The organism is Nitrosococcus wardiae (assembly GCF_004421105.1).
Taxonomy (GTDB): Bacteria; Pseudomonadota; Gammaproteobacteria; order Nitrosococcales; family Nitrosococcaceae; genus Nitrosococcus; species Nitrosococcus wardiae.
On record NZ_CP038033.1, the window covers coordinates 1966130 to 1989709 of the forward strand.

General features: G+C 48.9%; 15 protein-coding genes. 8 read left to right on the top strand and 7 right to left on the bottom strand.

What is annotated here, in order from left to right; genetic code table 11:
• Positions 1-246 precede the first annotated feature (246 nt).
• Positions 247-1362 (bottom strand): YncE family protein, encoded by a 1116-nt coding sequence (locus E3U44_RS09590; RefSeq protein WP_134357924.1) that lies wholly within the window; start codon positions 1360-1362, stop codon positions 247-249.
• Between the two features lie 504 nt (positions 1363-1866).
• Between E3U44_RS09590 and E3U44_RS09595 the strand changes: the two genes are divergently transcribed.
• Positions 1867-2595, top strand: a complete 729-nt coding sequence (locus E3U44_RS09595) for a YiaD family glycine zipper/OmpA-like lipoprotein (protein WP_134357925.1) — start codon at positions 1867-1869, stop codon at positions 2593-2595.
• 21 nt (positions 2596-2616) lie between these two features.
• Here the strand turns inward: E3U44_RS09595 and E3U44_RS09600 are convergent, their stop codons facing one another.
• The 5 genes from E3U44_RS09600 to E3U44_RS09620 all read right to left on the bottom strand — a co-directional run bounded on the left by E3U44_RS09600 (position 2617) and on the right by E3U44_RS09620 (position 9183).
• Positions 2617-3006: an acyl-CoA thioesterase gene (locus E3U44_RS09600; protein WP_134357926.1), complete on the bottom strand. Its 390-nt coding sequence runs from the start codon at positions 3004-3006 to the stop codon at positions 2617-2619.
• A gap of 4 nt (positions 3007-3010) precedes the next feature.
• Positions 3011-4813, bottom strand: a complete 1803-nt coding sequence (locus E3U44_RS09605; protein ID WP_134357927.1) for an AMP-dependent synthetase/ligase — start codon at positions 4811-4813, stop codon at positions 3011-3013.
• Between the two features lie 3 nt (positions 4814-4816).
• On the bottom strand, positions 4817-6835 hold the full coding sequence (locus E3U44_RS09610; RefSeq protein WP_134357928.1) for a 3-hydroxyacyl-CoA dehydrogenase NAD-binding domain-containing protein: 2019 nt from the start codon (positions 6833-6835) through the stop codon (positions 4817-4819).
• A gap of 4 nt (positions 6836-6839) precedes the next feature.
• On the bottom strand, positions 6840-8144 hold the full coding sequence (locus E3U44_RS09615; protein WP_134357929.1) for an acetyl-CoA C-acetyltransferase: 1305 nt from the start codon (positions 8142-8144) through the stop codon (positions 6840-6842).
• A gap of 118 nt (positions 8145-8262) precedes the next feature.
• On the bottom strand, positions 8263-9183 hold the full coding sequence (locus E3U44_RS09620; RefSeq protein ID WP_134357930.1) for a YiiX/YebB-like N1pC/P60 family cysteine hydrolase: 921 nt from the start codon (positions 9181-9183) through the stop codon (positions 8263-8265).
• A gap of 911 nt (positions 9184-10094) precedes the next feature.
• On the opposite strand from E3U44_RS09620, the gene E3U44_RS09625 reads away from it, so the two are divergent.
• Positions 10095-10937, top strand: coding sequence for a glutaminyl-peptide cyclotransferase (locus E3U44_RS09625; RefSeq protein ID WP_134357931.1), 843 nt, complete (start codon positions 10095-10097; stop codon positions 10935-10937).
• 9 nt (positions 10938-10946) lie between these two features.
• Here the strand turns inward: E3U44_RS09625 and ppc are convergent, their stop codons facing one another.
• The gene (ppc, locus tag E3U44_RS09630; protein WP_134357932.1) at positions 10947-13751 is read right to left on the bottom strand and encodes a phosphoenolpyruvate carboxylase; all 2805 of its coding nucleotides are present in this window, start codon (positions 13749-13751) and stop codon (positions 10947-10949) included.
• 582 nt (positions 13752-14333) lie between these two features.
• Here ppc and E3U44_RS09635 point away from each other — a divergent pair.
• The 6 genes from E3U44_RS09635 to E3U44_RS09660 all read left to right on the top strand — a co-directional run bounded on the left by E3U44_RS09635 (position 14334) and on the right by E3U44_RS09660 (position 23579).
• On the top strand, positions 14334-14906 hold the full coding sequence (locus tag E3U44_RS09635) for an exonuclease (protein WP_134357933.1): 573 nt from the start codon (positions 14334-14336) through the stop codon (positions 14904-14906).
• Between the two features lie 87 nt (positions 14907-14993).
• Complete coding sequence (locus tag E3U44_RS09640) at positions 14994-17165, top strand: pyridoxal phosphate-dependent decarboxylase family protein (RefSeq protein WP_134357934.1); 2172 nt, start codon at positions 14994-14996, stop codon at positions 17163-17165.
• A 38-nt stretch (positions 17166-17203) separates the two neighbouring features.
• Positions 17204-17632: a TFIIB-type zinc ribbon-containing protein gene (locus tag E3U44_RS09645; protein ID WP_134357935.1), complete on the top strand. Its 429-nt coding sequence runs from the start codon at positions 17204-17206 to the stop codon at positions 17630-17632.
• A gap of 407 nt (positions 17633-18039) precedes the next feature.
• Positions 18040-19212, top strand: coding sequence for a fibro-slime domain-containing protein (locus E3U44_RS09650; protein WP_134357936.1), 1173 nt, complete (start codon positions 18040-18042; stop codon positions 19210-19212).
• Positions 19213-19541: 329 nt separating this feature from the next.
• The gene (glgB, locus tag E3U44_RS09655) at positions 19542-21491 is read left to right on the top strand and encodes a 1,4-alpha-glucan branching protein GlgB (protein ID WP_134357937.1); all 1950 of its coding nucleotides are present in this window, start codon (positions 19542-19544) and stop codon (positions 21489-21491) included.
• Between the two features lie 99 nt (positions 21492-21590).
• On the top strand, positions 21591-23579 hold the full coding sequence (locus E3U44_RS09660; RefSeq protein ID WP_134357938.1) for an alpha-1,4-glucan--maltose-1-phosphate maltosyltransferase: 1989 nt from the start codon (positions 21591-21593) through the stop codon (positions 23577-23579).
• The last annotated feature ends 1 nt before the right edge of the window (position 23580 follow it).

A 23580-nucleotide genomic window follows, 5' to 3' on the forward strand; every position in this document is an offset into this window, starting at 1 on the left:
TAATGTAAACTTAATTTGTACCCCGACCTTATCGCCAGAGTGTAAGCCCCATAAGCGCCAGGACTCGCCGGTGACAACCGCTTTTAAGGCATCTGGAGTAGGCCCTTCCATGGGCCCCCTTGATTATAACGCTTCTAAAGCCAACAGCTTTTTGGATCCTCTCCCTCATCTCTCCATGGGAGTAGGGAGGGCCATCAAGCAAAATAAGCGCTACAGGGCGTCTTCAAATACTGTTCTCAATATAAGTTACTGAGCCGATTTGCACCATGTAAGCCCGTCAGAGGTGGGGAGATCAGCAATCGTGCTCTTGCTGGCACCTTCAGTCCCATCGGTGAGTTCGCTCATGGGAAAAAAGGCAAGGCTATCTACGCCGTTGGTGGAGATATACGCCGTCTGTCCATCTGGTGCAATAAGCGCTCCCCAAGGCTCGCTGCCTTCACCGGTACTTACCGTTTCGATGATCCTCTGGGTTTCCAGGTTAATGACCGTGATGGAGTCAAGGTCATGGTTGACGGCAATGAGGGTGTTGCCATCGGGACTGATGGCAAGATCAGTGGGGAAGCCTGGGTTAAGTGGTGTTCCGCTGGGATTAGGGTCTGGGATTTTAGCGACTCGTTCTACGCGGTTGTCATCCACGTTGATTTTCCACACTTCGTGGCTTGCCTGGGCAGCGATATAAACTGCCGAACCATCCGGCGCCGATACGATCCCGTGAGGCCCATTGGCGGTATCCGCCGCCAGGGTCAGATACTCTGCCGTCGGCGAAGCTTCCGTCGGGTCGAAGACCGCAATGTCTTCGCTGCGTGCCCTATTCGCCGTGCCTTTGCTGACACTGCCGTTGAGCGTGGCGTAAACGATATCATTTCTAGGGGCGGCAATTGCCCAGGGGCCGCTTGTGACAGAAACTTTTGACGCTATGCGGTTCTGCGCGGTATCGAGGATTATCACCGCTGACTGGTCCTGGAGTGCAGCAAATACTTGGGAGCCATCGGGTGAGATTTCCACATGCCATGGGGTGGCCTCCTCACCAAATTTCACGGTTTTCTTCACTTTGTCTGTTGACGTATCCACGATGCTCAGGTCGTTGGTTTTGGGATTAGTGATGTACGCTGTCGAGCCGTCTGGCGCACAGATGACATCATGGGGTTTTCCTCCGACCGAAATAGCTCTCAGCCGGCGCTTCGACTCTGGATCAACTACCCCTAGAGCATCTGGAGCCTCCAGCGTTACGTAGAGCTTAAGTGCATTACTATCATGGTTTGAACTGCCGCTTTCTGGATCCAGGTTACCGGCTTGGGTACTGGGTACCTGCCATACTCCACCTAACCACAAAGCTGCGAGAAAACCATAAATTTTTTTCATCGTTCACCTCCTTATTTACTATTGCCTCGCTACTGCGCTGTAGTCGAGATCGTCATTGGAAAGCTTGATCCTAAAGTAGCCGAGTTACAGTCATTTTCCAGGAGTGCAAGACATCTACCGGTCCTATTTCCCGCTACTTAGAGAAGAGGAGCAGAGGATGTGTCTTGGGGAGACTCCCAAAAATAATAAGGATAGTGGAAGGTAAGAAAATGATCTGAGCCAATTCAGAGGAGAACTTAAGGCTCCCGTGCGGCGCTGTAGGAATTCTGGAATTTTGGCTATTCCCTCTTTTTTTTGAGGGATAGATTACGGTTTAATCTTGTTCCTTCCCGCTTCAGAGAGAATCGCCTGCAGTAGCTGAGGGATTTACAATTTGATTTAATTTAAATAAACGGTGAGGTCCGTACCGGATCTGTAAAGTTTTATATACGAAACTTATCCAAGCCCCAGACAGGGTTCTGTTATATCATCCCCATAATACATAATAGAGGAGGGATAAATGTGATGAATGAAGGTATAACTCATAAACCATTATGGTTTATTTTAGCCGTTAGCATGGGAGTGGTGGCTTGTGCCGTCGATAGTCGGTATAGCAATACGCAGAAAGGAGCTGCGGTGGGAACGGCGGGTGGTGCAGCTGCCGGTGCTGCTATTGGCGCGGCTATTGATGGGGGCAGCGGTGCCGGCTGGGGAGCTTTAGCAGGTGCGGTGGCTGGTGGATTAACAGGATCGGCTGTGGGCTATATGGATGATCAGCAACGGGAGATGGAAGCCGCATTAGCTGAAGAGAGGCGTCGCCATCAGTTAGAGATTCAGCGGCTGCAGGACGAGAGCTTGAAGCTCGATATTCCTAGCGAAGTTTCCTTTGATTATGATAGCGCCTCTTTAAAACCGGCTTTCCTGCCTACTTTGGATAAAATCGCCAATGTCTTGCAAAAATATAATAAAACAGTGGTCCATGTGATCGGGCATACGGACAGCACTGGATCGGAGGAATACAATTTGGATTTGTCGGTACGACGTGCCGGAAATGTGGCTGTCTATTTAGAGCGGAAGGGGGTTCCATCGCCGCGCTTGAGTATCTATGGGGAAGGTGAAAGTCAGCCCCGCGCAAGCAATGCCACCGCGGCAGGACGGCAACTTAATCGCCGAGTTGAGATTATTTTGAAGCCCATTATGGAAGGTCAGGAGCATAAAGCCTTTGAGGCTCCCACAACCTCTCGCAGCCCCTAATTGCAGGACATAGGTTTCCTTCTAATTATCGATAGTGGGCACGGGTCTTGGATGGCGGTTCTCATCAAGGGCGACATAAACAAGGTGGGCTGAGGCAACCTGCTCGCACGTATCCTCCGCCCGATTCCTTTCGGCATAGACAATGACCTCTACGGTGAGAGACGTATGGCCCACCTTAATCACTTCTGCATAAAAGCTCACCAGGTCATCCACGTAAACAGGTTGGATAAAGTTAAAATCCTTCACTGCCACGGTCACTATCCGGCCTCGGGCGCGGCGGAAAGCGACGATACTACCTGCAATATCCGTCCAGGACATCAGCCAGCCGCCGAAGATATCCCCCGAGGCGTTGGTGTCCGTAGGTCGGGCTAGAATGCGGAGCGACGGTTCACGATCCTGTGGTAATGTCATTTAATTAATGTCCCTCATATAAGGCGCTGATTTGGTTGCGATAATGCTGGACTACCTGCTTGCGGCGGGCTTTGAGGGTCGCCGTAGCAAGGCCATTTTCTACGGTCCAGTGTTCCAGTGTCAAAGCGACCTGGCGGATGCGGGCATAGCCGGGAAATTGGTGGGTATGTTGTTCAATTCGCCTCAGTACCGCCTCGATTACAGCAGGATGTTTGAGGGATTCCTTTTGCTGGGGATTAAGATTTAAATCATGGGCAAGCTTGGCCCAGCGTTCTGGATTTAATACGATCAGGGCACTTAGGTAGGGTTTCCCTTCGCCAATGACCATGACTTGATCGAACAAGTGATCAGCGCCAATGGCCGCTTCCATTTCTCCAGGAGGGACTTTTTCGCCGTTAGCCAGGACGATAATCTCCTTAATGCGCCCGGTAATATAGATACGCCCCTGCTCAATACGGGCCTGGTCACCGGTATGTAGCCAACCCTCCTTGTCAATGGCTGCGGCCGTGGCTTTAGGGTTATCCCAATAACCTAGCATGACCCCGGGGCTACGCGCTAATAATTCATTATGTTCCCCGATACGGGCCTCTACATCTTGCAGCGGGGTGCCGACGCTTTTGGGATCATTGTCGCCCAAGGAATTTCCGCTGATCACGGGACTGGCCTCGGTAAGCCCATATCCTTGGATAAGCGGTAGTCCCAGGGCAAGTAATTCCCGGGAGACACCGAAGGCCAGGGGGGCTCCTCCACAAACGACGATCCGGAGGTGCCCCCCGAGTTGGGCTAAAACTCGACGGCCTACGAGTGGCTGTAGGAGGGGAGCCAAAAGGCAGAGGGGGTGCCAATGGGCCTGTCCTTGTTGGTAATTAAACTGGCGCCACCCGGCAGCGACAGTGAGCCTAAACAGGGCTCGTTCCAATGGGGTTCTTTCTTGGAGCTCATGGTGGAGTTTGTTACGGATGCGCTCGAAGATGCGGGGAACACTCACCAGGGCTGTAGGCTTGATGGTGACCAGATCTTCAGCCAATTTGGTGATGGAACGGGCATAGGTCACGCAGGCCCCTGCCATCATGGGCAGATAATAACCCAGGGTACGCTCTAGGGCATGGGAGAGGGGCAAAAAAGAGAGAAATAGGTCATCGGGATATACGGGCGATCTCTGCAAGCTACTGTAGGCATTCCAGAGGATATTACGGTGGCTCAGCATAACGCCTTTGGGCACCCCGGTAGTTCCGGAAGTATAAACCACAGTGGCTAGGGCGTCAGGGTTGGCGGGCTCAGTGTAGAATTTATCTGCCGTTTCGGGCAGCCAATCTTTTAAGTCGCAGAGGCGTTTTTGTCCGCGGGCTTCATCAAGGGGATTCAAGGAGACGACCCGTACTAGTTTGCGTAATGCCCACCATTGCTTTATTTCCTGCCATTGATGGTGACCTTCGATCAAAAGCAGTTTGACTCCGGAATTTTTCAAAATATAGCGGACATTGTCAGGGCGATCATTGATGTAGAGGGGTACCACCACCAGTTCTAAACCCAGGGCGGCCTGATCAAAGCACACCCATTCCTGGCAGTTGCGGAGCATCAGTGCGACCCGGTCCCCCGGGCTTAATTCCTCCTTGGATAATGCCGCCTGCCAGCGGGCCACTTCGGTGGCCATTTCAGCCCAGGTAGTCTCTCGCCATGCCTCCTCGGCGGGATCGAAATGTCGATAGGCGACAGCCTCGGGGGTTCGCTGTATCCGTTCTCGAAACAGCCCTGCTAGAGTACCTGCAGTTTCTAGGGAGATCAGGTGATTGAGATTGTTCCCCATAGCCTACAACGCCTTCCATCCTGAGCTGGGAGCAAACCGGGTACCGTGTTGAGTGGCTAGTTCCTGGAGGCGTTGCTGGATTGTTGCTACCCCCTGGGCGCGCACATAGTGGAGGGGTCCCCCCCGGAAAGGGGCAAAGCCAATGCCAAAGATCATGCCGGCGTCGAGTAGATCGGCGTCTTCTACGACCTGATCATGGAGGCAGGAGACGGCTTCGTTAATCATGGAGAGAATTAATCGATCAGTCAGTTCCCCAGGAACCTGGTATTCCCGTGGAGGTTGGGGTTTTACCGGTTTTCCCCCTTTATAGCGATAAAATCCATTCCCGCTCTTTTTGCCCAGCTGTCCTTGTTGAACCTTAAGGCTTAGTTCTTGGGGGATTTGCTCGGCGGGCCTCAGCCTTTCAGCCACCGAGAGGCAGATATCGAGTCCCACTGTATCCGCAAGCTCAATGGGGCCCATGGGCATGCCGAAATCGACGGCAGCCTGATCGATAACTAGCCCAGGCACGCCTTCACTAAGCAGGCGCACGCCTTCCAGGAGATAAGGGGTGAGCACCCGGTTAACCAAAAACCCCGGTAAGCTTTTCACGGGCAAGGGGAGGCGGCCAATCTGGCGGGCAAAGGCCGCAGCCCGTTCCATCTCTTCGGTCTCCGTGGTCTCTCCCCGCACCACTTCGATCAATTGCATTTTGGCGACGGGATTAAAGAAATGGAGCCCTACCAGGCGTTCCGGTTGGGGCAAGCTCTCAGCCAGGGTGTCCAGGGGAATACTAGAAGTATTGGTAGCCACTAAGGCCCCTGCTTTTAGCTTAGGCTCAATAGCTTGAAACAAGGATTGTTTGGCCTCTACATTCTCAAAGATGGCTTCAATGACCACATCGGCTTTGGCGAGTCCTTCCCCCCTCGGGTCAGGCATCAGCCGATCCATGGCGGCCTGGATCGGGCGCTGACTTTTGAGGCGTTTCTCAAATAATCCCTGGGCGCGCTTAATGGCGGGAGCAATACGTTCGGGAGATTGGTCCTGGAGGCTGACGTGAAGCTTTTGCAGGGCACACCAGGCTGCGATATCCCCCCCCATGGTCCCAGCGCCCACTACATGAACCCGCTGAGGCTTAAAAATACCCTGTTTTCCTAGGGATTTGAGTCGCTGTTGGAGGAGGAAAACCCGGATAAGGTTATTTGCCGTCTCGCTGGTCAGGAGGGAGGCAAGGGATTCGGCTTCAGCGGCGAGGCGCTGCTCGGTGGTGCCTCCCTGTCTTTCCCATAGTTCTAATAAGGTGAAAGGGGCGGGGTAGTGAGTGGGGTTGACCCGTTTTTCCAGGCGAGAGCATAATGTTTTGGTAACGAGCCGTCGCAGTGGCGGCTGCCCTATCAGTCGTTGCCAAAAAGGGGGGCGATGGGGAGGAGGTGATTTTTCTATGAGGGCGCGGGCAGCTCGCTGAAGATGACGAGAGGGGACGGCTTGATCAACCAGCCCTAGGCGCGTTGCAGCACGAGCACTGAGGCTGCGCCCACTTAACATCATCTCCAGGGCGGGAAGGGTCCCGATAAGGGGGGGGAGGCGCACGGTGCCGCCATAACCGGGATGGATTCCAAGCTTAACCTCAGGTAATCCGAGTTGAGTTTCTGGGTTATCTGCCGCCACCCGGTAGCGGCAGGCAAGGGCCAGTTCTAACCCCCCTCCGAGACAATAGCCATGGATAAGGGCGACAGTAGGAAAAGGAAGATTGGCCAAGCGGTTAAAGATTTCATGGGTCCGCTGCACCCAGGTTCGGGCTTCGGCTACCTCACGAAGTGCGGTAAATTCGGTGATATCCGCCCCGGCAATAAAGCCTTGCTGCTTGTCAGAAAGGATGATTAAGCCTTTGGGATTTTCCGTGGCTAATTGGGCTAATTGCTGATCTAGGGCTTCTAATACGAACTTGGATAGTACATTAGTTTTCGTTTCGCTTTGATCAAGGTGTAGCCAGACGATGCCATCGGTATCTTTTTCCGCATACCAATCTTTATTGTTATTCATTCACTTACCCCCTCTCTAATAGCATAGCACCGCCTTGGCCTCCACCAATGCAAATGGTGGCGATACCGCGCTGGCCATTGAGACGCTCCAAGAGATGCAGCAAATGCAGTACAATGCGAGCACCACTAGCACCGACCGGGTGACCCAAGGCGACGGCTCCCCCATCCACATTGAGCCGATTTCGATCCAATTCGCCCAGGGCTTCTGCCAAGCCGAGTTCACTGCGGCAGTAGTCTGGATCCTGCCAGGCCCTCAAACAGGCCAGGACTTGGGCGGCAAAGGCTTCGTTCAACTCCCACACATCCAGGTCATTAAGACTGAGTTGATGGCGTTGCAGCAACGGGGTTGTGGCGTGTACAGGCCCCAGTCCCATCTGGGCTGGATCTAGCGCTGCCCACTGGCTGTCTATAATGCGCCCCATGACTGGAAGTTGATATTGGTGAACGGCCTGCTCTGAAGCTAGTAGTAGCCAACAAGCCCCATCCGTGACCTGGGCGCTATTGCCTGCGGTGACCAGGCCATAGGGGCGGTCAAAAACGGGTTTGAGCTTGCTAAGTTGGGCCATTGAAGTGTCGCGGCGTAGCCCATCATCGTGTTCAAATAGCTGACCATTGGAGGCGAACAGGGGGCTCACCTCGCTTAACCAGCCACTCTCTTGAGCATGGGCCAAGCGCTGATGACTCTCAAGGGCGTAAGCATCCATGGTCGGGCGGTCGATGGCGAAGCGGTGGGCGAGGACCTCCGCTGTTTGTCCCATGGAAAGCCCCACCACGGGATCGGTGAGTCCCCGCAATAGACCGATAATAGGGCGTAGATGGTAGGGACGTAAACGCCCCAGTAGGCGTAAACGAGCACTGAAATTCCGGGCCCGATTCCAGTCTCCTAACCAATCCACCAGGGGCCGACTCAGCAATACCGGCGCATGGCTCATGGCTTCCACACCGCCAGCCAATACCAGGTCCGCACGGCCATTGGCGATATCAAGAGCAGCACAATCAAGGGCTTGCATGCCGGAGGCACAATTGCGTTGTACGGTCCAGGCAGGGACCCGTTCATTAATCCCTAAGCGTAAGGCAGTAACCCGGGCAATATTGGCCTCATCCGGGCCGGGCATGACGCAGCCCAGAAGGATCTCGCTCAGCACCTCGGGTTCAAAGGATTGGCGGGCCAGTAGCGGGCGACCTGCGGCGACCGCTAGGTCCGCCGCCGTGAAGGGACCAGGTTTGCCCCGAGCCTTGAGGAATGGAGTCCGATTGCCATCAATGACGTAAACTGGTCGGGGCAGGGAGCGTTGTCCACCTTGTTCCATGTTTGTCTCCATATTTTTATTAATTTTATCGGACGGTTATTCTCTACGATGACTTCCCTTCAGGTTTCGTGCTTCCTCCGTGACAACCAGATTTTTTTTGGATAAAAAACACAATGTGTTATCCGTCCGTTTTACTGTTTAAGCGGAAGACTCCCGCCAACCAATTCAAAGCACTAGAGCGGGTAGTACGTGCTGGGGTTTGTGGCGTGGTTGGCTGGGGCTGAGAGCCGACGTCATATTCAGTATGAACCATGGTCCCATGCACCCAAGGCAAATTGCGATAGGCAGCAAGTTCTTCAAGGCCAAACAAGGGATGTTTGATCACATCAAAATAAGGTGAAAAATCAAAATCTTGTGGCGTGTACAGGCGGGTATTGCGCTTATAGAAACGCAGCTTACCATTATCAAGCCTTTGCACAATAGGCAGGACAGGGAAATGAACTGCATCAAAGGCCTCGGCTAGCATGGATGAACAAATAGTGCGCTTGGCGTGGCCCGGCGCCAATACGAATAGCGTTGAACGCCAGCGTCGTGGCAAGATACTGTAAGGAAATAGAAAGCGAGCTAGGTCTAGGAGGTGACGCACATCATAATCATGGCCCAGGCGGTTTGCGGCATGCCTAATGACCCGCCAAGCATCCATACGAGAAAGCCCCCTAGGGCGGCAGATTCGAAGGTGCTCGTGGCGGTATTCGGTGAGCGGATTGATAACCGTACCTTGACCAATCAGAGCCTCAATCAGGAGAGGTTCATGGGCTTCCACTTCACAATGGCGTGCAATATGGGCACGTAGTTCGGAATCATTAATATCCCATAGGCGGCCCACATAAAGGGCTGAATGGGTCCAAGGACTCTGGGTGATAAGCTTGATAATATCACTAATCCGAGTATGACCTTCGACCAATAAGACGTCGCCAGGTCGTAATTCTTCGACTAGCCGTTCGAAGTGCACCAGCGGAGCACGTTCAGATTGTGGCTTGATTTCTTTGACCAGCCAGCCGGTGACCTTGTCGATTAACCACTGTTTCAGGTTTCCCATAAGGTTCACCCTTAAATCAGATATGAATAGAAGAATAGACTATATCAATATCAGATTTGACGGTAATTTGACGGAAAAGTTACAAGGCAGGGGGAAAATAGCGCAGAATGCAGGCCGGAATATCTATCTGCTAAGGCTAAATACATTAGCCATTAAGAATGGGGGGGGTACATGACGCTGGTAAAAATTGCTGAGAATTTTTTGAAGGCAGTACGTTTTTCTGACCAGTTGCGATGCGCTTCCTGAAGCGAGGGAGTAAAGAAAATGCCTATCCAGTTTAGGTGGATATACTATTTGCCTTGAACTTTACTATAGCCTCACTCATTGCGGTTTTGGGCAGATCAAGGCAGGATTAGTCCCTCTAAAACCTGGGCTCTTGTTGTTAAAAAGTCGATACATTTTATATCTATCCGTTTTTATCTCCATTTATTAATGCTTTCCTGATATTCACCATCTCCTTGGTTGTAATTATGTTAACTAGATGATACAAAAATTATATGAAATTTTTGATTTATTATCTTTATTTTGAAATAAGTGTATTAGATAACAATAACATAAGTTTTGGCACCATCTTTGATATAATTCTATTAAAGTTTTAGTGAATAGCAAAGGCTCGCACCTATCATCTTTATTATGCTAGCTAATAGGGCGGCATGATTCATCTAGTTAAGTTATCGTCACCCATGGATGATTTGGTTCTAATCTCAATGATAAAAAGGGCATGCCTACTGGCCCCTCATAAGCCTAAAATGTGGGTAGTCTTATGGGATGAAGTCGATGCTAGCTATTATCGGAGACAGAGCTATAAAAAAGAAAACATAAAAGATAAAACGATTCGTATTAAAGGACCTCAGTCAGTTAGAGAATGATTTTATCAGATTAATTTTAAGCCAGCTTGTAATGTAATTTAAATGAATTCTGTTCTTAGATGGCCTACCTTTTTGATTTTGTGGCTGGCAGTGATAGGTCTCTTTGAACGCACTCAGGCTGAAGTATCTGTGACTCGGAGTGCTCATTCTTTAGATTGGATTAGAACCAAAGTTCCCCTAAACTCCGCTTCTCCTGTCTATAGCTACCAAATCATTAATAGCTATCCCCATGATCCCCATGCTTTCACGCAAGGATTAATCTTTAATAGGGGGGTTCTATATGAAAGTACGGGGAAACGGGGTAAATCCACCTTAAGAAAAGTAGAGTTAGAGACGGGAAAGATATTGCAAGAATATCTTTTGCCAAGTCGTTTTTTTGGGGAAGGGTTGACCCTTTGGCAAGACAAGTTAATCCAATTAACTTGGCAAGGGAGAGTTGGATTTGTCTATGATAAGAAGACTTTTAATCCCCTTTATGGATTTCTTTATGCTATGGAAGGTTGGGGTATCACCCATGATAATCGACATCTTATTATGAGTGATGGAACTTCGACTCTTTATTTCTTGAATCCAGAAAATTTCCAACTGATAAAGAGCGTTAAGGTTTATGACAACGATATCCCCATTGCCAACCTTAATGAGCTCGAGTATGTGAAAGGGGAAATTTATGCCAATATTTGGTTGACCGATTATATTGCAAGGATTTCACCTAAAACAGGTCAGGTGTTGGGGTGGATAAACCTCAAAGCATTGCTGAGCAAAGAGGCGCAGACCTCGTCTGCTGGTGTACTCAATGGGATTGCCTACGATAATAAGCAGGATCGTCTTTTCGTGACAGGAAAATACTGGCCCCAGTTATTTGAGATTAAATTGATCAAGAGATGATTTTAATTTCTATCCAGTACTTTGCATAGCGGCCGCAATACCGTTGAGGCTGAGAAAAAGCGCTTGCCTCAATAGCTCTTTCTCATTTTCTGGGGCTTGCCGATAGCGTTTCATAAGCTCGATCTGAAGAAGATTAAGAGCGTCCGTATAAGGGTTCCGAAAGACAATGGTTTTTTGAATAGTGGGGGTGCTGTCAAGTAATTCCTGTTGTCCACTAATCTCCAAAATAATTTTTCGTGCTTTTTCAAAATCTGCAACAATCATATCGTGGAATCTTGTTTTGTTCTGGCTAGCTAGCCGGGCGTAATGAGAAGCCGTTTTAAGGCGTGCCCGTGCCATCTCCCGCTGGGCATCATCAATTATGGTATTAAAGAAAGGCCATTGTTGATACATTTGCTGGAGGGTTTCTTGCCGTGTTTCATCTGCTATTATTTTTGGTAATGCTTGGCCGAGGCCAAACCAGCCAGGGACAAGATAACGGGTTTGGGTCCAAGCGAATACCCAAGGGATAGCACGCAGACTCTTGAAATCCACCTCTGTAGCGGAAGTGCGGGAGATGGGACGGGAGGCGATGGGAAGATGGCTAATATGCTCAATAGGGGTGACCTGGGTATACCAGGACCAAAATCCGTCCTGGTTAATAAGCCCGCGATAGGCTCCCATTGCCTGCTGGGCGATACGCTCCATGAGATGCTCATGGTGGCTATCATCACTGGGTTCATCGCCAGATTGGGCTGCAACAGCGGTTGCCTGAATCATCGCGTTGACGATCTGCTCGGTATGGCGCCGGGCCATAGGGGGTAGCGCATAACGGAATGAGATCACCTCTCCTTGTTCGGTGAAACGAATACGGCCATTATGAACCGCTGGCGGCATTGCCAGGATCGCTGCTTGGCTAGTTCGACCACCACCACGGCCGACGGTCCCTCCTCGGCCATGAAATAACCGAAAGTCGATTTTTTGCTGATGGCATAACTTTCCCAGTCGTTTCTGGGCCTTATGCAAAGCCCAATTGGCCATCCAATACCCCCCGTCTTTGCTGCTGTCGGAATAACCGAGCATGATTTCTTGGAAATGGCCCCGCGCTACGATTTGTTGCCGGTAAAGAGGGTGTTTTAGGAGGTCAAGCATGCGCTTATCGGCAGCATCTAGATCTTCAATCGTTTCAAAAAGAGGGACAAAATCAAGGGGACAGATGACTTTTCCATCCTCTAGCTGCCACAATTGCGCTTCCTTGGCGAGTAGCATCGCCTCTAGCAAATCACTGACAGTGTGAGTCATGCTAATGACATAGCTGCCAATGGCTTCAGGTTCCTGGGCGATAGCGTCCCGGATAACAGCGAAAGTTTCCAGGACTTGCTGTGTGGCCCCAGGAAGCACGGTGTTTTGTACGAGGAGCGGATGGGGTTTTTGTAGTTGGGCGCTCAACACTGCTAACCGTTCTTTTTCCGAGAGGGCTAAGTAATCTCTAGTTATTCCCGCTATTTGTAATAAATTGGCAACGGCTTTTTCATGGATATGGCTGTGTTGTCGCACGTCTAGTGCGGCTAAATGAAAACCAAAAGTTTTAGCAAGTATTAAGAGGCGACCAAGCTTCCCATGCCGGGAAATTTTTCCAAAGCCACTCTCTTCAAGGCATTGTTTGATCAGTTGCAGATCTTCAATAAAACGTTTGCTATTATAAGAATTCTCTCCCGTTCCAGTCTGATTAGGTGGTTTTAGTAATTTCCCTAGTTGGGCCATCATGTAGCTTATTTTGAGACGATAGGGCTCACGCTGTAGCTGTTCGCTAAATTTATGGCCTAAAGGGGTTTCTCTCGCGTCTTGCTCTAGGGAACGATACAAGGCTTGGGGAACCTTCACTTGTCGTTCGGAAAGGCTGAGCTCATGATAGAGTTCTTGTAGCTCGGCGCAGTAGAGACCCAGTGCTGTTTCTCGATGAGTCATGATTGTCCAGCGGGTAATCTCGGGAGTGACATGGGGATTACCATCGCGGTCGCCACCAATCCAGGAGCGGTAACGTAAAAAAGGGGGAAAATCAGGTGCCTCACCATAATCATAATATTGCTGCAGAGCCCGTTGCGTATCCTGGTAGATTTGTACAGCTACTTCCCAGATAGCAATGCGCATGAAATAGAGTCCTTGGTGGATTTCCTGCTTGACTGTAGGACGTTCGGCACGTACTTCATCAGTCGCTAGTAAAAGCGCAGTTTGGTTGTAGAGATTATCCAGTATTTGCTCTTTTTCTGGCGGTGTTGTGCTGTTATATTGACTTAATTCTGCAAGTAAGCCACTGATACGTTGCTGCTTAAATAAGATGCTACGGCGTCTTGCCTCTGTAGGGTGAGCAGTCAAGGTTGGTTGGATATCGAGTTGTCCCAAAAGTGTTAAGACTTGCTCCCGTGTATAGCCTTGTTTTTGCAAGTGATGGATAGCCTCATCGATGGATTCTGGGCGTGGTTTGTCAATACTACTTTGCCGTACCCGTTCCCGATTGATACGGATAATTTCCTGTTGTTCGGCTTGGTTGGCAAGATGGAAGAAGGAGGTATAGGCATGTAATAACCAAACAATTTGATCATGACTGAGTTTCTGGATCTGGATATCGGCTCCTTCGCACAAGGTAGCCCTATCTTTGGCATTCACTTGCTCGCATAGCCGATGGAGTTCTCCCATAAGATTCAGCGTTTTGGAACCCGCTTGGTCTCGGATTGCCTGCTCTAGGAAGGTTCCTAGCAAAGTTAAGTGTTTGGCGAGTGGTTCTGACAGGCCAATTTCTTTTGCTTTGATGTCCAGCTCATACCCATGCTTCATGGTTTTACCTGTAGAAGAAAATTATCTAGAGTATGTCACTGTATTTGCTGCCTTCATATATTAAAGAATAGACTTTCCTGCAAGATGCACCAAATAAACCCAATATGTCAGGAGGAGAAACTTATTGCTAGAATGTAAATATTAATTGACTCGAGGAGGGTCCCATGACTCAAGCGCGATCTGGACGGGTCATCTAAAGCTCTTCCTGATTCCTAATTCCCGTGCAGTTGTACTGTGCTGTCAGTAGCCGGAGGTCGCATTAGGCCTTATCTACTGCACTAGAACTGCAGTCAGCGCATTTCGTTGCTATTGCCCCGCGTGATAAAGGTCTGCTACTTTGCACTATGCAGAGGAGATACATCCTGCAAGATGAGCTTTTTGGGAAGCAAAGAAAAGTGGTAAGCATTGTCTATACTCATAAAAAAGCCATGGGGGTCGCAAATCAAACTTAGTAAGATGAGGGAGGGAATGGTTGGGGGTCCACCGGGCCTATCGGATCTTTTTTGAATTTAAAGGGGTGCATAAATAATTGTCCGTTATAACGGGAATAGTTCACCTAGTAGGGCTGAATTAGACAGAGTTATGAATAAACGCCAACCAGAAATTTATGTCAGCACAGATATTGAAGCAGATGGGCCGATTCCAGGACCCCACTCCATGCTGAGCATTGGCTCGGCGGCTTATTTGCCAGACAAAACATTGATTGCTACTTACTCGGCAAACTTAAAGACATTGATAGGGGCTAAAAGCGATCCCAATACTATGCGCTGGTGGAGTCAGTTCCCGGAAGCCTGGAATGCCTGCCGTAGGGAGCCCCGATCGCCGGAGGAGGTCATGCCTGAATACGTGGCCTGGGTCCAATCTCTACCCGGAAAACCTATATTTGTAGGTTGGCCAGCTTCATGGGATTTTATGTGGGTTTATTGGTATATCACCCGCTTTACGGGACAACGTCCCTTCAGTGAATTCGCATTGGATATTAGATCTTATGCGATGGGGATGCGCAAAAGCGAATTCTGTAAGACGGGCAAGCATTATCTTCCGAAGCGTTGGTTCGACGAATTGCCCCATACCCACGTGGCATTAGATGATGCTCTAGTACAGGGGGCGCTATTTTGTAATATGTTGACAGAAAATACTACCGGAATTGATTAACGGGTGGTTGGATAACTCCTTGATGTGTAGGATGAATTGAGTACAGCGAAGCCCATCAACGCTTACTGTAAAATATCAAAGCCTTCCATGAAAGAAAGTTCTCGCCGAAAAAAGCTCAGTCAAACGGGTTCAAGTCGGCTTTTTCGTTATTTGATCCCCGAAGAAATCGCCAGTTTACTTCCGCAATATGGTTCCTTTAAGGAACCGTATTTAGCTTGGCTTAGCGAGCAAAATACGGAAACTACTCCTATTGATATTAAGGCTTTATTCCTTGGACCCAAGGCTGAAAACGGGGAATTGGCCGAAAAAATGTTGCTCCAGGTCTTTCGGGACTACATCTTTTGGCGAAGGAACTTCCACCCGGAAGATTTTTCGGCCATTCAACCGGAAGAGCAGACTAGTGCAGAGTATCAACGCCTTGTGGCCCGTTTCCAGCGCGAGCTATTTATGCTCTTGGGAGAATTGAAGGCAGATATTCCTTTTTATTCTCCCCGCTATATTGGACATATGGTGGCCGATATTTCCTTGCCTGCAATGGTCGGCTATCTTGCCACCATGCTCTATAACCCGAACAATGTCTCCTGGGAAGCTTCTCCCATTACTACCTTGATTGAAGTAGAAGTGGGCCGTGAGCTGGCTAAAATGTTGGGGTTTGGAAGTACGCCCCAGGAGTTGTCCCGTACCTGGGGCCATATCACCTCTGGTGGTACGGTGGGTAATTTGGAAGCCCTGTGGGTGGCCAAGGCTTTGAAGTTTCTACCCATTGCCGTTCGCTTTGCCGCAGCGGAGCTTAACGTCACCGGGTTGATGGCAAGCCGGACGCGAATTCCCCTTGAGTCCATGGGAGCATGGGATTTAGTGAACCTCACTCCCACCGAGACTCTAGACCTTAAAGATCAGTTCATTGCCGCTTATAGAGGAGCTCATCCTGAGCTGGAACCCCAAGAGGCCGTTGCAGAAGCAGTGCAGCAACTTAAGGCACATACTATCCTCACTCTTGGAGACCAGGCCTTTTTTTCTCGGCTGACGGGTGGGGATAGTCTCAATACGCCTGTTATCTTTGCGTCCCAGACTATGCATTACTCTCTACAGAAAGGAGCCGGTGTCGTGGGGATAGGGGGCGGCCAGGTGATTCCTATTCCTGTTGATAAGTATTACCGCATGGATAGGGGATTGCTCCGGCGAGCCTTATATGAAGCCCTTGATACGCAACGGCCAGTCATTATGGTCATCGGTGTGGTGGGGAGCACAGAGGAGGGTGCGGTGGATCCCATGTACGAATTGGTTTCTTTGCGCGAAGAAATGGCGGAACAGGGATTAAGTTTTTTTCTCCACTGTGATGGTGCCTATGGCGGCTATATGGCCGCCTGTTTTCGCAGGCCTTCCGGCGAGTTGAGAAGTCTTGCGGAAATGCAAAAAGAATATGACGGCTGGCCAACATCTGAAGTGCACCAAAGCTTTGCTGCTCTGGGAGCGGTCGATTCCATTACTGTGGATCCCCATAAACTGGGTTATGTCCCTTACCCGGCAGGGGCGGTGATTTTTCGTGATGGCCGTAGCAAAGAGCTTATTGCCCAAGAAGCCGCTTATGCTTTGGGGGGCCGGGCAGGCCATCCTAACGAAATTCACTTGGGTAAGTTTATCCTCGAAGGTTCCAAACCAGGCGCTGCCGCAGCAGCTGTTTTCCTATCCCACCGAGTCGTACCCCCTGATCAGCGAGGGTATGGGAAATTGCTGGGGCATACTGCCCAAATTGCTCGAAGGTTTTATCATCATTTGCTGCTATTGGCTCAATCTATCCAGGCTGACTTCATTGTAACACCCCTAGTGTTGCCCGATACTAATATAGTGGATTACTGCTTTAATCTGGCTAATAACGATCGTCTCGATATTATGAATCGTTTTTCCCAGAAATTGTATCAAGAATTCTCCATCCATCCAGAAAGTCCCGTCCAAACCCGATCTTTTATTGTTTCCCACACCGAGTTTAGCTACGCCAATTATAATCCTGAAATACTCAAGCTCTTCCTGGAGCAGAAACTTGGCATTAAGGGGGATTATTTTGTTTCTTCAAAAGAGTTGAAGCAGCGACGCAGTGAAGGTTGGGTGGGTTGTGATGATGAGATAATGGTCTTTCGAACCACACTTATGAATCTCTTTACTTTAGAGAAAGCATGGGGATCGAAGGACTATATTGATTCATTCTTGGAAGAAATACCGGGACTTCTTTACAAAGTACAGGCAGCGATAGAGACATAAGAGATTCATTTTGCGTTAAAAAAATGAGGAGTTAATTAATGAGATGCCCACTAGATCACACTGAACTTCAGTCAAAAAGATATGAAGACAACATCAAAGTAGACGCTTGCCCCAGCTGTGGTGGTATGTGGCTTGGTAAAGGAGAATTGGAGGCCATTCAGGAGACTCAAGAACGGAATTATTCAGAAGAACTTGCGCGGATTCCTGATCTCGGTTACAAGGCCTATGAATTAGCACAGCAGAAGACGGGCCGGAGACTACAATGCCCCCAGTGCAATAAGGAGATGGAAGCCCGTGAATATGCCCGCTGTTCGCAAGTGATGATTGATGTTTGCCCTCACTGTCATGGTATTTGGTTGGACCAAGGGGAAATAGAAGATCTAGAGATTTTCTTTGAGCGCTCCCGATTGGAAGCAGGTTCCCTAAGAGGAGAATTTTTTGCTAGCTTGCGAACATTATTTGAGTAGCCGCTATTTTTTTAACAGGGTGGGTTAAGGCGTGTTAGCGTCGTACCCACCAAATAAGATTATTATTACTTATTTCCCGATATCTCTACCAGTCTCTCCTAACGGGCTGAGATTACTCACCTTCCTATTTGAGCTATCTTGGTGATAAAAATCCAAGTTAGTACGTTGATCCCAAGTGAATCAAATTTCTTGACATTATTGGATTTGTGAGAGCGTTATTGGATTTGTGAAAGCGTTCGTAGTTTTTTTCCTAATTATCTTTGAAGATTAATTAGATCTGGCAACCAAAAAATCTAAGGGCGCTAATCTAAATCTAACTATTTTAGAAAAATAAGATATTTTCCAATCGCGAGTTCACGTTTTGGTGCTCGGTTCTCTCTTATCTAGTTCAGGAGATAGAAGTAAAAATGAAATATTCACAAATATATATGACGGCTGTAATTGCCCTAATATTCGTTACTGGCATTACAGCTCCAGTGGAAGCCGAGACCATCACTTTAACTGGTACGGTTCGTGACTTCTATGATACCCACCCAGATTTTGAGGATGGAATCAGCGGGGTAGTGACTGGAATTGTGGCCTCAACTTTAGGTACTGATGGGAAACCTGTCTATGATGGGTGTGGAGGTACAAATTGTGGTATGACCCATGGTCAAGAAAATTTCGATCAGTGGTACCGGAATATTCGTGACATCAATTTAAGTAATCCCCTCACAATCGTCTTGGATAATACGATCACTTCTGACCCAACAGTCTACACTTTTTCAAGCAACGCTTTTTTCCCAATCGATAACCAGCTTTTTGGGAACCAGGGAAGAAGCCACAATTACCATTTTACCTTTGAACTCCACGCCCGGTTTACTTATCAGGGAGGTGAGACTTTTAGCTTTACAGGTGATGATGATCTGTGGGTATTTATCAACGATCAGCTGGCGGTTGACATCGGCGGTGTACATTCTGCAGCGAGTGGATCCGTGGATCTGGATACATTGGGGCTAATTATAGGCGAAACTTATAATTTTGATCTCTTTTTTGCAGAGCGGCACACGACCGAGTCTAACTTTAGGATTGATACCTCTATTATACTCGAGCCAACCAATATTGACACTGGCATCAACATCCACCCTGAGAGCTATCCCAATCCCCTCAACGTCTGCACCCACTCTCAAAAAGCATCTACCCCGGTATTAATTTGGGGCCAAGAGGGGCTTGATGTTAGCCGTATTGTGCTTTCTACTTTGCGACTTGGTGATGCAGAAATCAAAATAGTCGGTAAAGGTCTTCAATGTAGTTTCTCGGATCGTGGCTCCTTTGATAGCGAGTCTGTGGGTACTTCCTGTGATTCAAACTTATTCCCGTGCGACGGTATCAATCCTATTCAAGATGGATTTCTGGATTTAACCTGCCATTTCTATACAGCAGGCATAGGCCGTACCTACGCCGATGAGGAAGTCACTGTAATGGTAAAAGGAGAAGTTTGTGATCAGGACCTCGAGGATGATGGCTCGTGTCTTGGAGCGACTACTCCTTTCGAAGGGCAGGATATAGCCAAAATTGGAAAGAAATGTCTTTCGCAGTAGGGCTGCTCCAAAAACCAGGAAGACAGCCTGAAGGAGCCGTTTAAGCGGTTGACTAGGAACTCTACAAGCTGGCCTGGATTTTTCAGGCCAGCTTTTTCTCACCTCACCTATTTGTTAATAGTGCCGACGGGAACTTGTGATACCCGCTGTTTTTTTAACGGAACCCCGCTGAAGCGGCCTCTAAGCCCCACTGGCGACTAGTCAGATCCCTATTCTTGAACTATAAGAGTCTACAATGATGTAAGTAGTGGTCTATTAAGCGCTCTGCTTTATCGCAGGGGACTGCTATTCGGTATTGGTTTGGATTGGCCATTTAAGGAGGTCAAATAGTGGTAAGGCCAAGAGGGCGAGAGAGGGCAGAAACAGTCAGGCACGATGTCAGCCTGCTAACTGAACAGGATATCTATTTTTTTAAGGAAGGCACTCACACTAAACTTTATCGTAAGTTAGGCGCTCACCTTATTTCTGTAGAAGGGGTTAAAGGAGCATATTTTGCTCTCTGGGTCCCCAATGCAGAACGGGTTTCAGTCATCGGTGATTTCAACCAATGGAATTCTGAAACCCATGTCCTCAAACAAAGACCCGACAGCTCGGGTATTTGGGAAGGATTCATTCCCGGAGTTTCCCCTGGAACTCGATATAAATATCGAATCGTATCAAGGTATCGGAATTATCAGATCGATAAGGGCGATCCATTTGCATTTTTCTGGGAGGCACCACCTCAAACAGCCTCTCGGGTATGGAATCTGGATTACCAGTGGGGGGATGGTGAATGGATGGCCACAAGACATCAAGCCAATAGCCTTGATTCCCCGGTGGCCATTTATGAGGTTCACCTAGGTTCATGGCAACGGGTGCCTGAGGAGGATAACCGCTCTTTGACTTATCGGGAAATGGCGGAGAAATTAGCGGAATATGTCAAGAGCATGGGATTTACCCATGTCGAGTTTCTACCGGTGACGGAACACCCTTTTTATGGCTCCTGGGGTTATCAGACAACTGGCTATTTTGCCCCTACGGCAAGATATGGAACGCCTCAGGATTTTATGTACCTTGTTGATCATCTACATCAAAACGGCATTGGTGTCATCCTTGATTGGGTTCCTTCACACTTTCCCAATGATGCCCATGGATTAACCTATTTTGATGGCACTTATTTATTTGAGCATGCTGATCCTAAAAAAGGATTTCATCGGGAATGGAGTAGTTATATTTTTAACTATGATCGCCATGAGGTCAGGGCATTTCTCATGAGCAGTGCACTATTTTGGTTAGAACAATATCACATCGATGGAATTCGAGTAGATGCGGTAAGCTCGATACTTTATTTAGATTATGGCAGGCAAGAAGGTGAATGGATTCCTAACGAATATGGAGGGAAGGAGAATTTAGCGGCTATTCGCTTTCTAAGGGAACTTAATGAAGCCGCGTATGGGAGCTATCCCGATGTACAGACCATTGCTGAAGAATCAACGGCCTGGCCAATGGTTTCTAGACCGAGCTATGTGGGTGGGCTTGGTTTTGGTATGAAGTGGAATATGGGTTGGATGCACGATACTTTAGACTATTTTTCCAAAAACTCCATTTTTAGAAAATACCATCACGATCAGCTAATCTTTAGCATTTGGTATGCTTTTTCCGAAAACTTCGTCCTTGCTCTTTCCCATGATGAAGTGGTGTATGGGAAGGGGTCTCTTCTCGGTAAAATGTCCGGTGATGAGTGGCAGAAGTTTGCTAATTTAAGGGTGCTGTTTGGTTATATGTATGGCCATCCAGGGAAGAAATTGTTATTTATGGGCGGGGAATTTGCTCAGGGACGGGAATGGAATCATGACCAGAGCTTGGATTGGCATCTTCTGCAAAATCCTCCTCATCAGGGAGTCCAGCGTTGGATCAATGATCTTAATCATTTGTATCGCGCTGAGCCGGCCCTGTATGAGCAAGATTTTGTAACCGCAGGTTTTGAATGGATTGATTGCCATGCTTGGGAGGAAAGCATCATTAGTTTTATCAGAAAAGATAAAAATGGCAGGGATATGGTCCTGGTAGTCTGTAATTTTACTCCGGTTCTCAGAACGAATTATCGGATTGGTGTTCCTCGGGGAGGGTACTGGAGAGAAGCGCTCAACAGTGATAGTGAGGTTTACGGAGGTGCAGGACACGGAAATTTTGGGGGCCTTGAGGCAGTCCCCTTTCCCGCCCATGGAAGAGTGAATTCCCTGATGTTGACAGTGCCGCCGCTAAGCGTCTCGTTTTTCAAGAACGGGCAGTTAGTCTAGGTGCGGTGGGTAAAGTAAATCCTGAATTGGGGAAAGATTAAAGACTATTGTAGCCCACTTCCTTTCTGAGACGGTGCGGCAATTAGGAGGCTCTTCACAATGCGAGGGGAAGATGGTAGAAACCGAGCGGTTATCGAAGGAGTTAAGCCTGAGATTGATGGCGGCCGTTTTGCCATCAAGCGAACAGTAGGGGAAGCGGTGGGGGTTGAGGCGAACGTTTTTACCGATGGCCATGATACGGTAAGCTGCTTTTTGCAATACCGACCGGAAGGGGCGTCTTCTTGGTGTGAAGTCCCGATGCAGCCTGTGGGTAACGACCGCTGGCAAGGAGGATTCCGGGTCACCGAGGTGGGCCGCTATCGCTACACGCTCATTGCCTGGGTAGATCACTTTGAATCCTGGCGCCATGACCTGGCCAAACGGGTCCAAGCAGAGGATATTGCCCTCCAACTTCAGGTAGGAGCCCGTTTGCTGGCAGAAACGGCTGAGCGTGCCAAGGAAGAAGACGCTAAGCGGCTTAGAACTTGGGCAGAAATCCTGAGTGGTGAAGGGGATCTGGGGAAACGGCTGGATACCGCCCTTGACGAAGAAGTGGCTTTACTAATGGCGGACTATCCTGATCGACGGTTCGCGACTCGCTATCACAGAGAACTGGAGGTGGTAGTGGACAGGGAGCGGGCCCGGTTTAGCGCCTGGTATGAGATGTTTCCCCGCTCCTGTTCGCCGGAATCCGGTCAGCATGGCCACTTTAAAGCTTGCGAGGCCCGTTTACCTTATATTGCCGCCATGGGATTTGATGTGCTCTACCTACCACCTATTCATCCCATTGGACGCATTAATCGCAAGGGTAAAAATAATACGCTTATTCCTAATCCGGAGGATCTGGGTAGTCCCTGGGCCATTGGGGCAGAAGAAGGGGGACACAAGTCTATTCACCCCCAATTAGGTACCTTAGAGGACTTTCGCCACTTTGTGGCCAAAGCGCGTGAATATGGTATTGAAATAGCACTGGACATCGCTTTTCAGTGTGCGCCGGATCACCCTTATGTGAAGGAGCACCCGGAGTGGTTTCGTTGGCGTCCCGATAATACCGTGCAATACGCGGAGAACCCGCCTAAAAAATACGAAGACATCTATCCTTTTCATTTTGAGACTGAGCAGTGGCAGCCCCTGTGGGATGAGTTAAAAAGCGCGTTTCTGTTCTGGGTTGAGCAGGGAGTGCATATCTTTCGTGTCGATAACCCCCATACCAAGCCATTCCCCCTATGGGAGTGGCTCATTGCTGAAGTGAAGAAAGTACAACCGGATACTCTCTTTTTATCTGAAGCTTTTACCCGTCCTAAAGTCATGTACCGTCTTGCTAAGCTGGGCTTCACCCAATCCTATAATTATTTCCCTTGGCGAAACACCAAATGGGAATTGACAGAGTATTTCACTGAGCTTACCCAAACTGAATTACGGGAATATTTCCGTCCCAACCTTTGGCCCAATACACCGGATATTCTAACGGAATATCTGCAGTTTGGAGGGCGGCCAGCTTTTATGACCCGCTTGGTTCTGGCGGCTACTTTAGGGGCGAACTACGGTATTTATGGGCCTGCTTATGAATTGATGGAAAACACGCCTCGGGAGCCAGGCAGCGAAGAGTACCTGAACTCTGAAAAGTATCAACTTCGGCATTGGGACCTTGATCGCTCCGATAGCCTTAAGGATTTTATCGCTCGAGTGAACCAAATCCGCAAACACCACCCTGCCTTGCAATCGGATTGGAATCTACATTTTTATCCGGTGGATAATGAACAGCTGATTTGCTATGGCAAATGGACCGAAGATCTTGCCGATATCATTTTGATAGTCGTAAATTTAGATGCCTATCATACCCAGTCGGGTTGGGTCCAATTGCCTTTGGAGAGTCTGGGGATTGAACCCGACCTTCCTTACCAGGTGCACGACTTGCTCAGTGATACCCGCTACCTTTGGCATGGCTCACGCAATTATGTAAAACTCAATCCCGAGTTTATCCCTGCTTATATTTTCCGACTGCGCCGTCGGGTACGGACTGAGCGGGACTTCGATTATTTTATGTAGT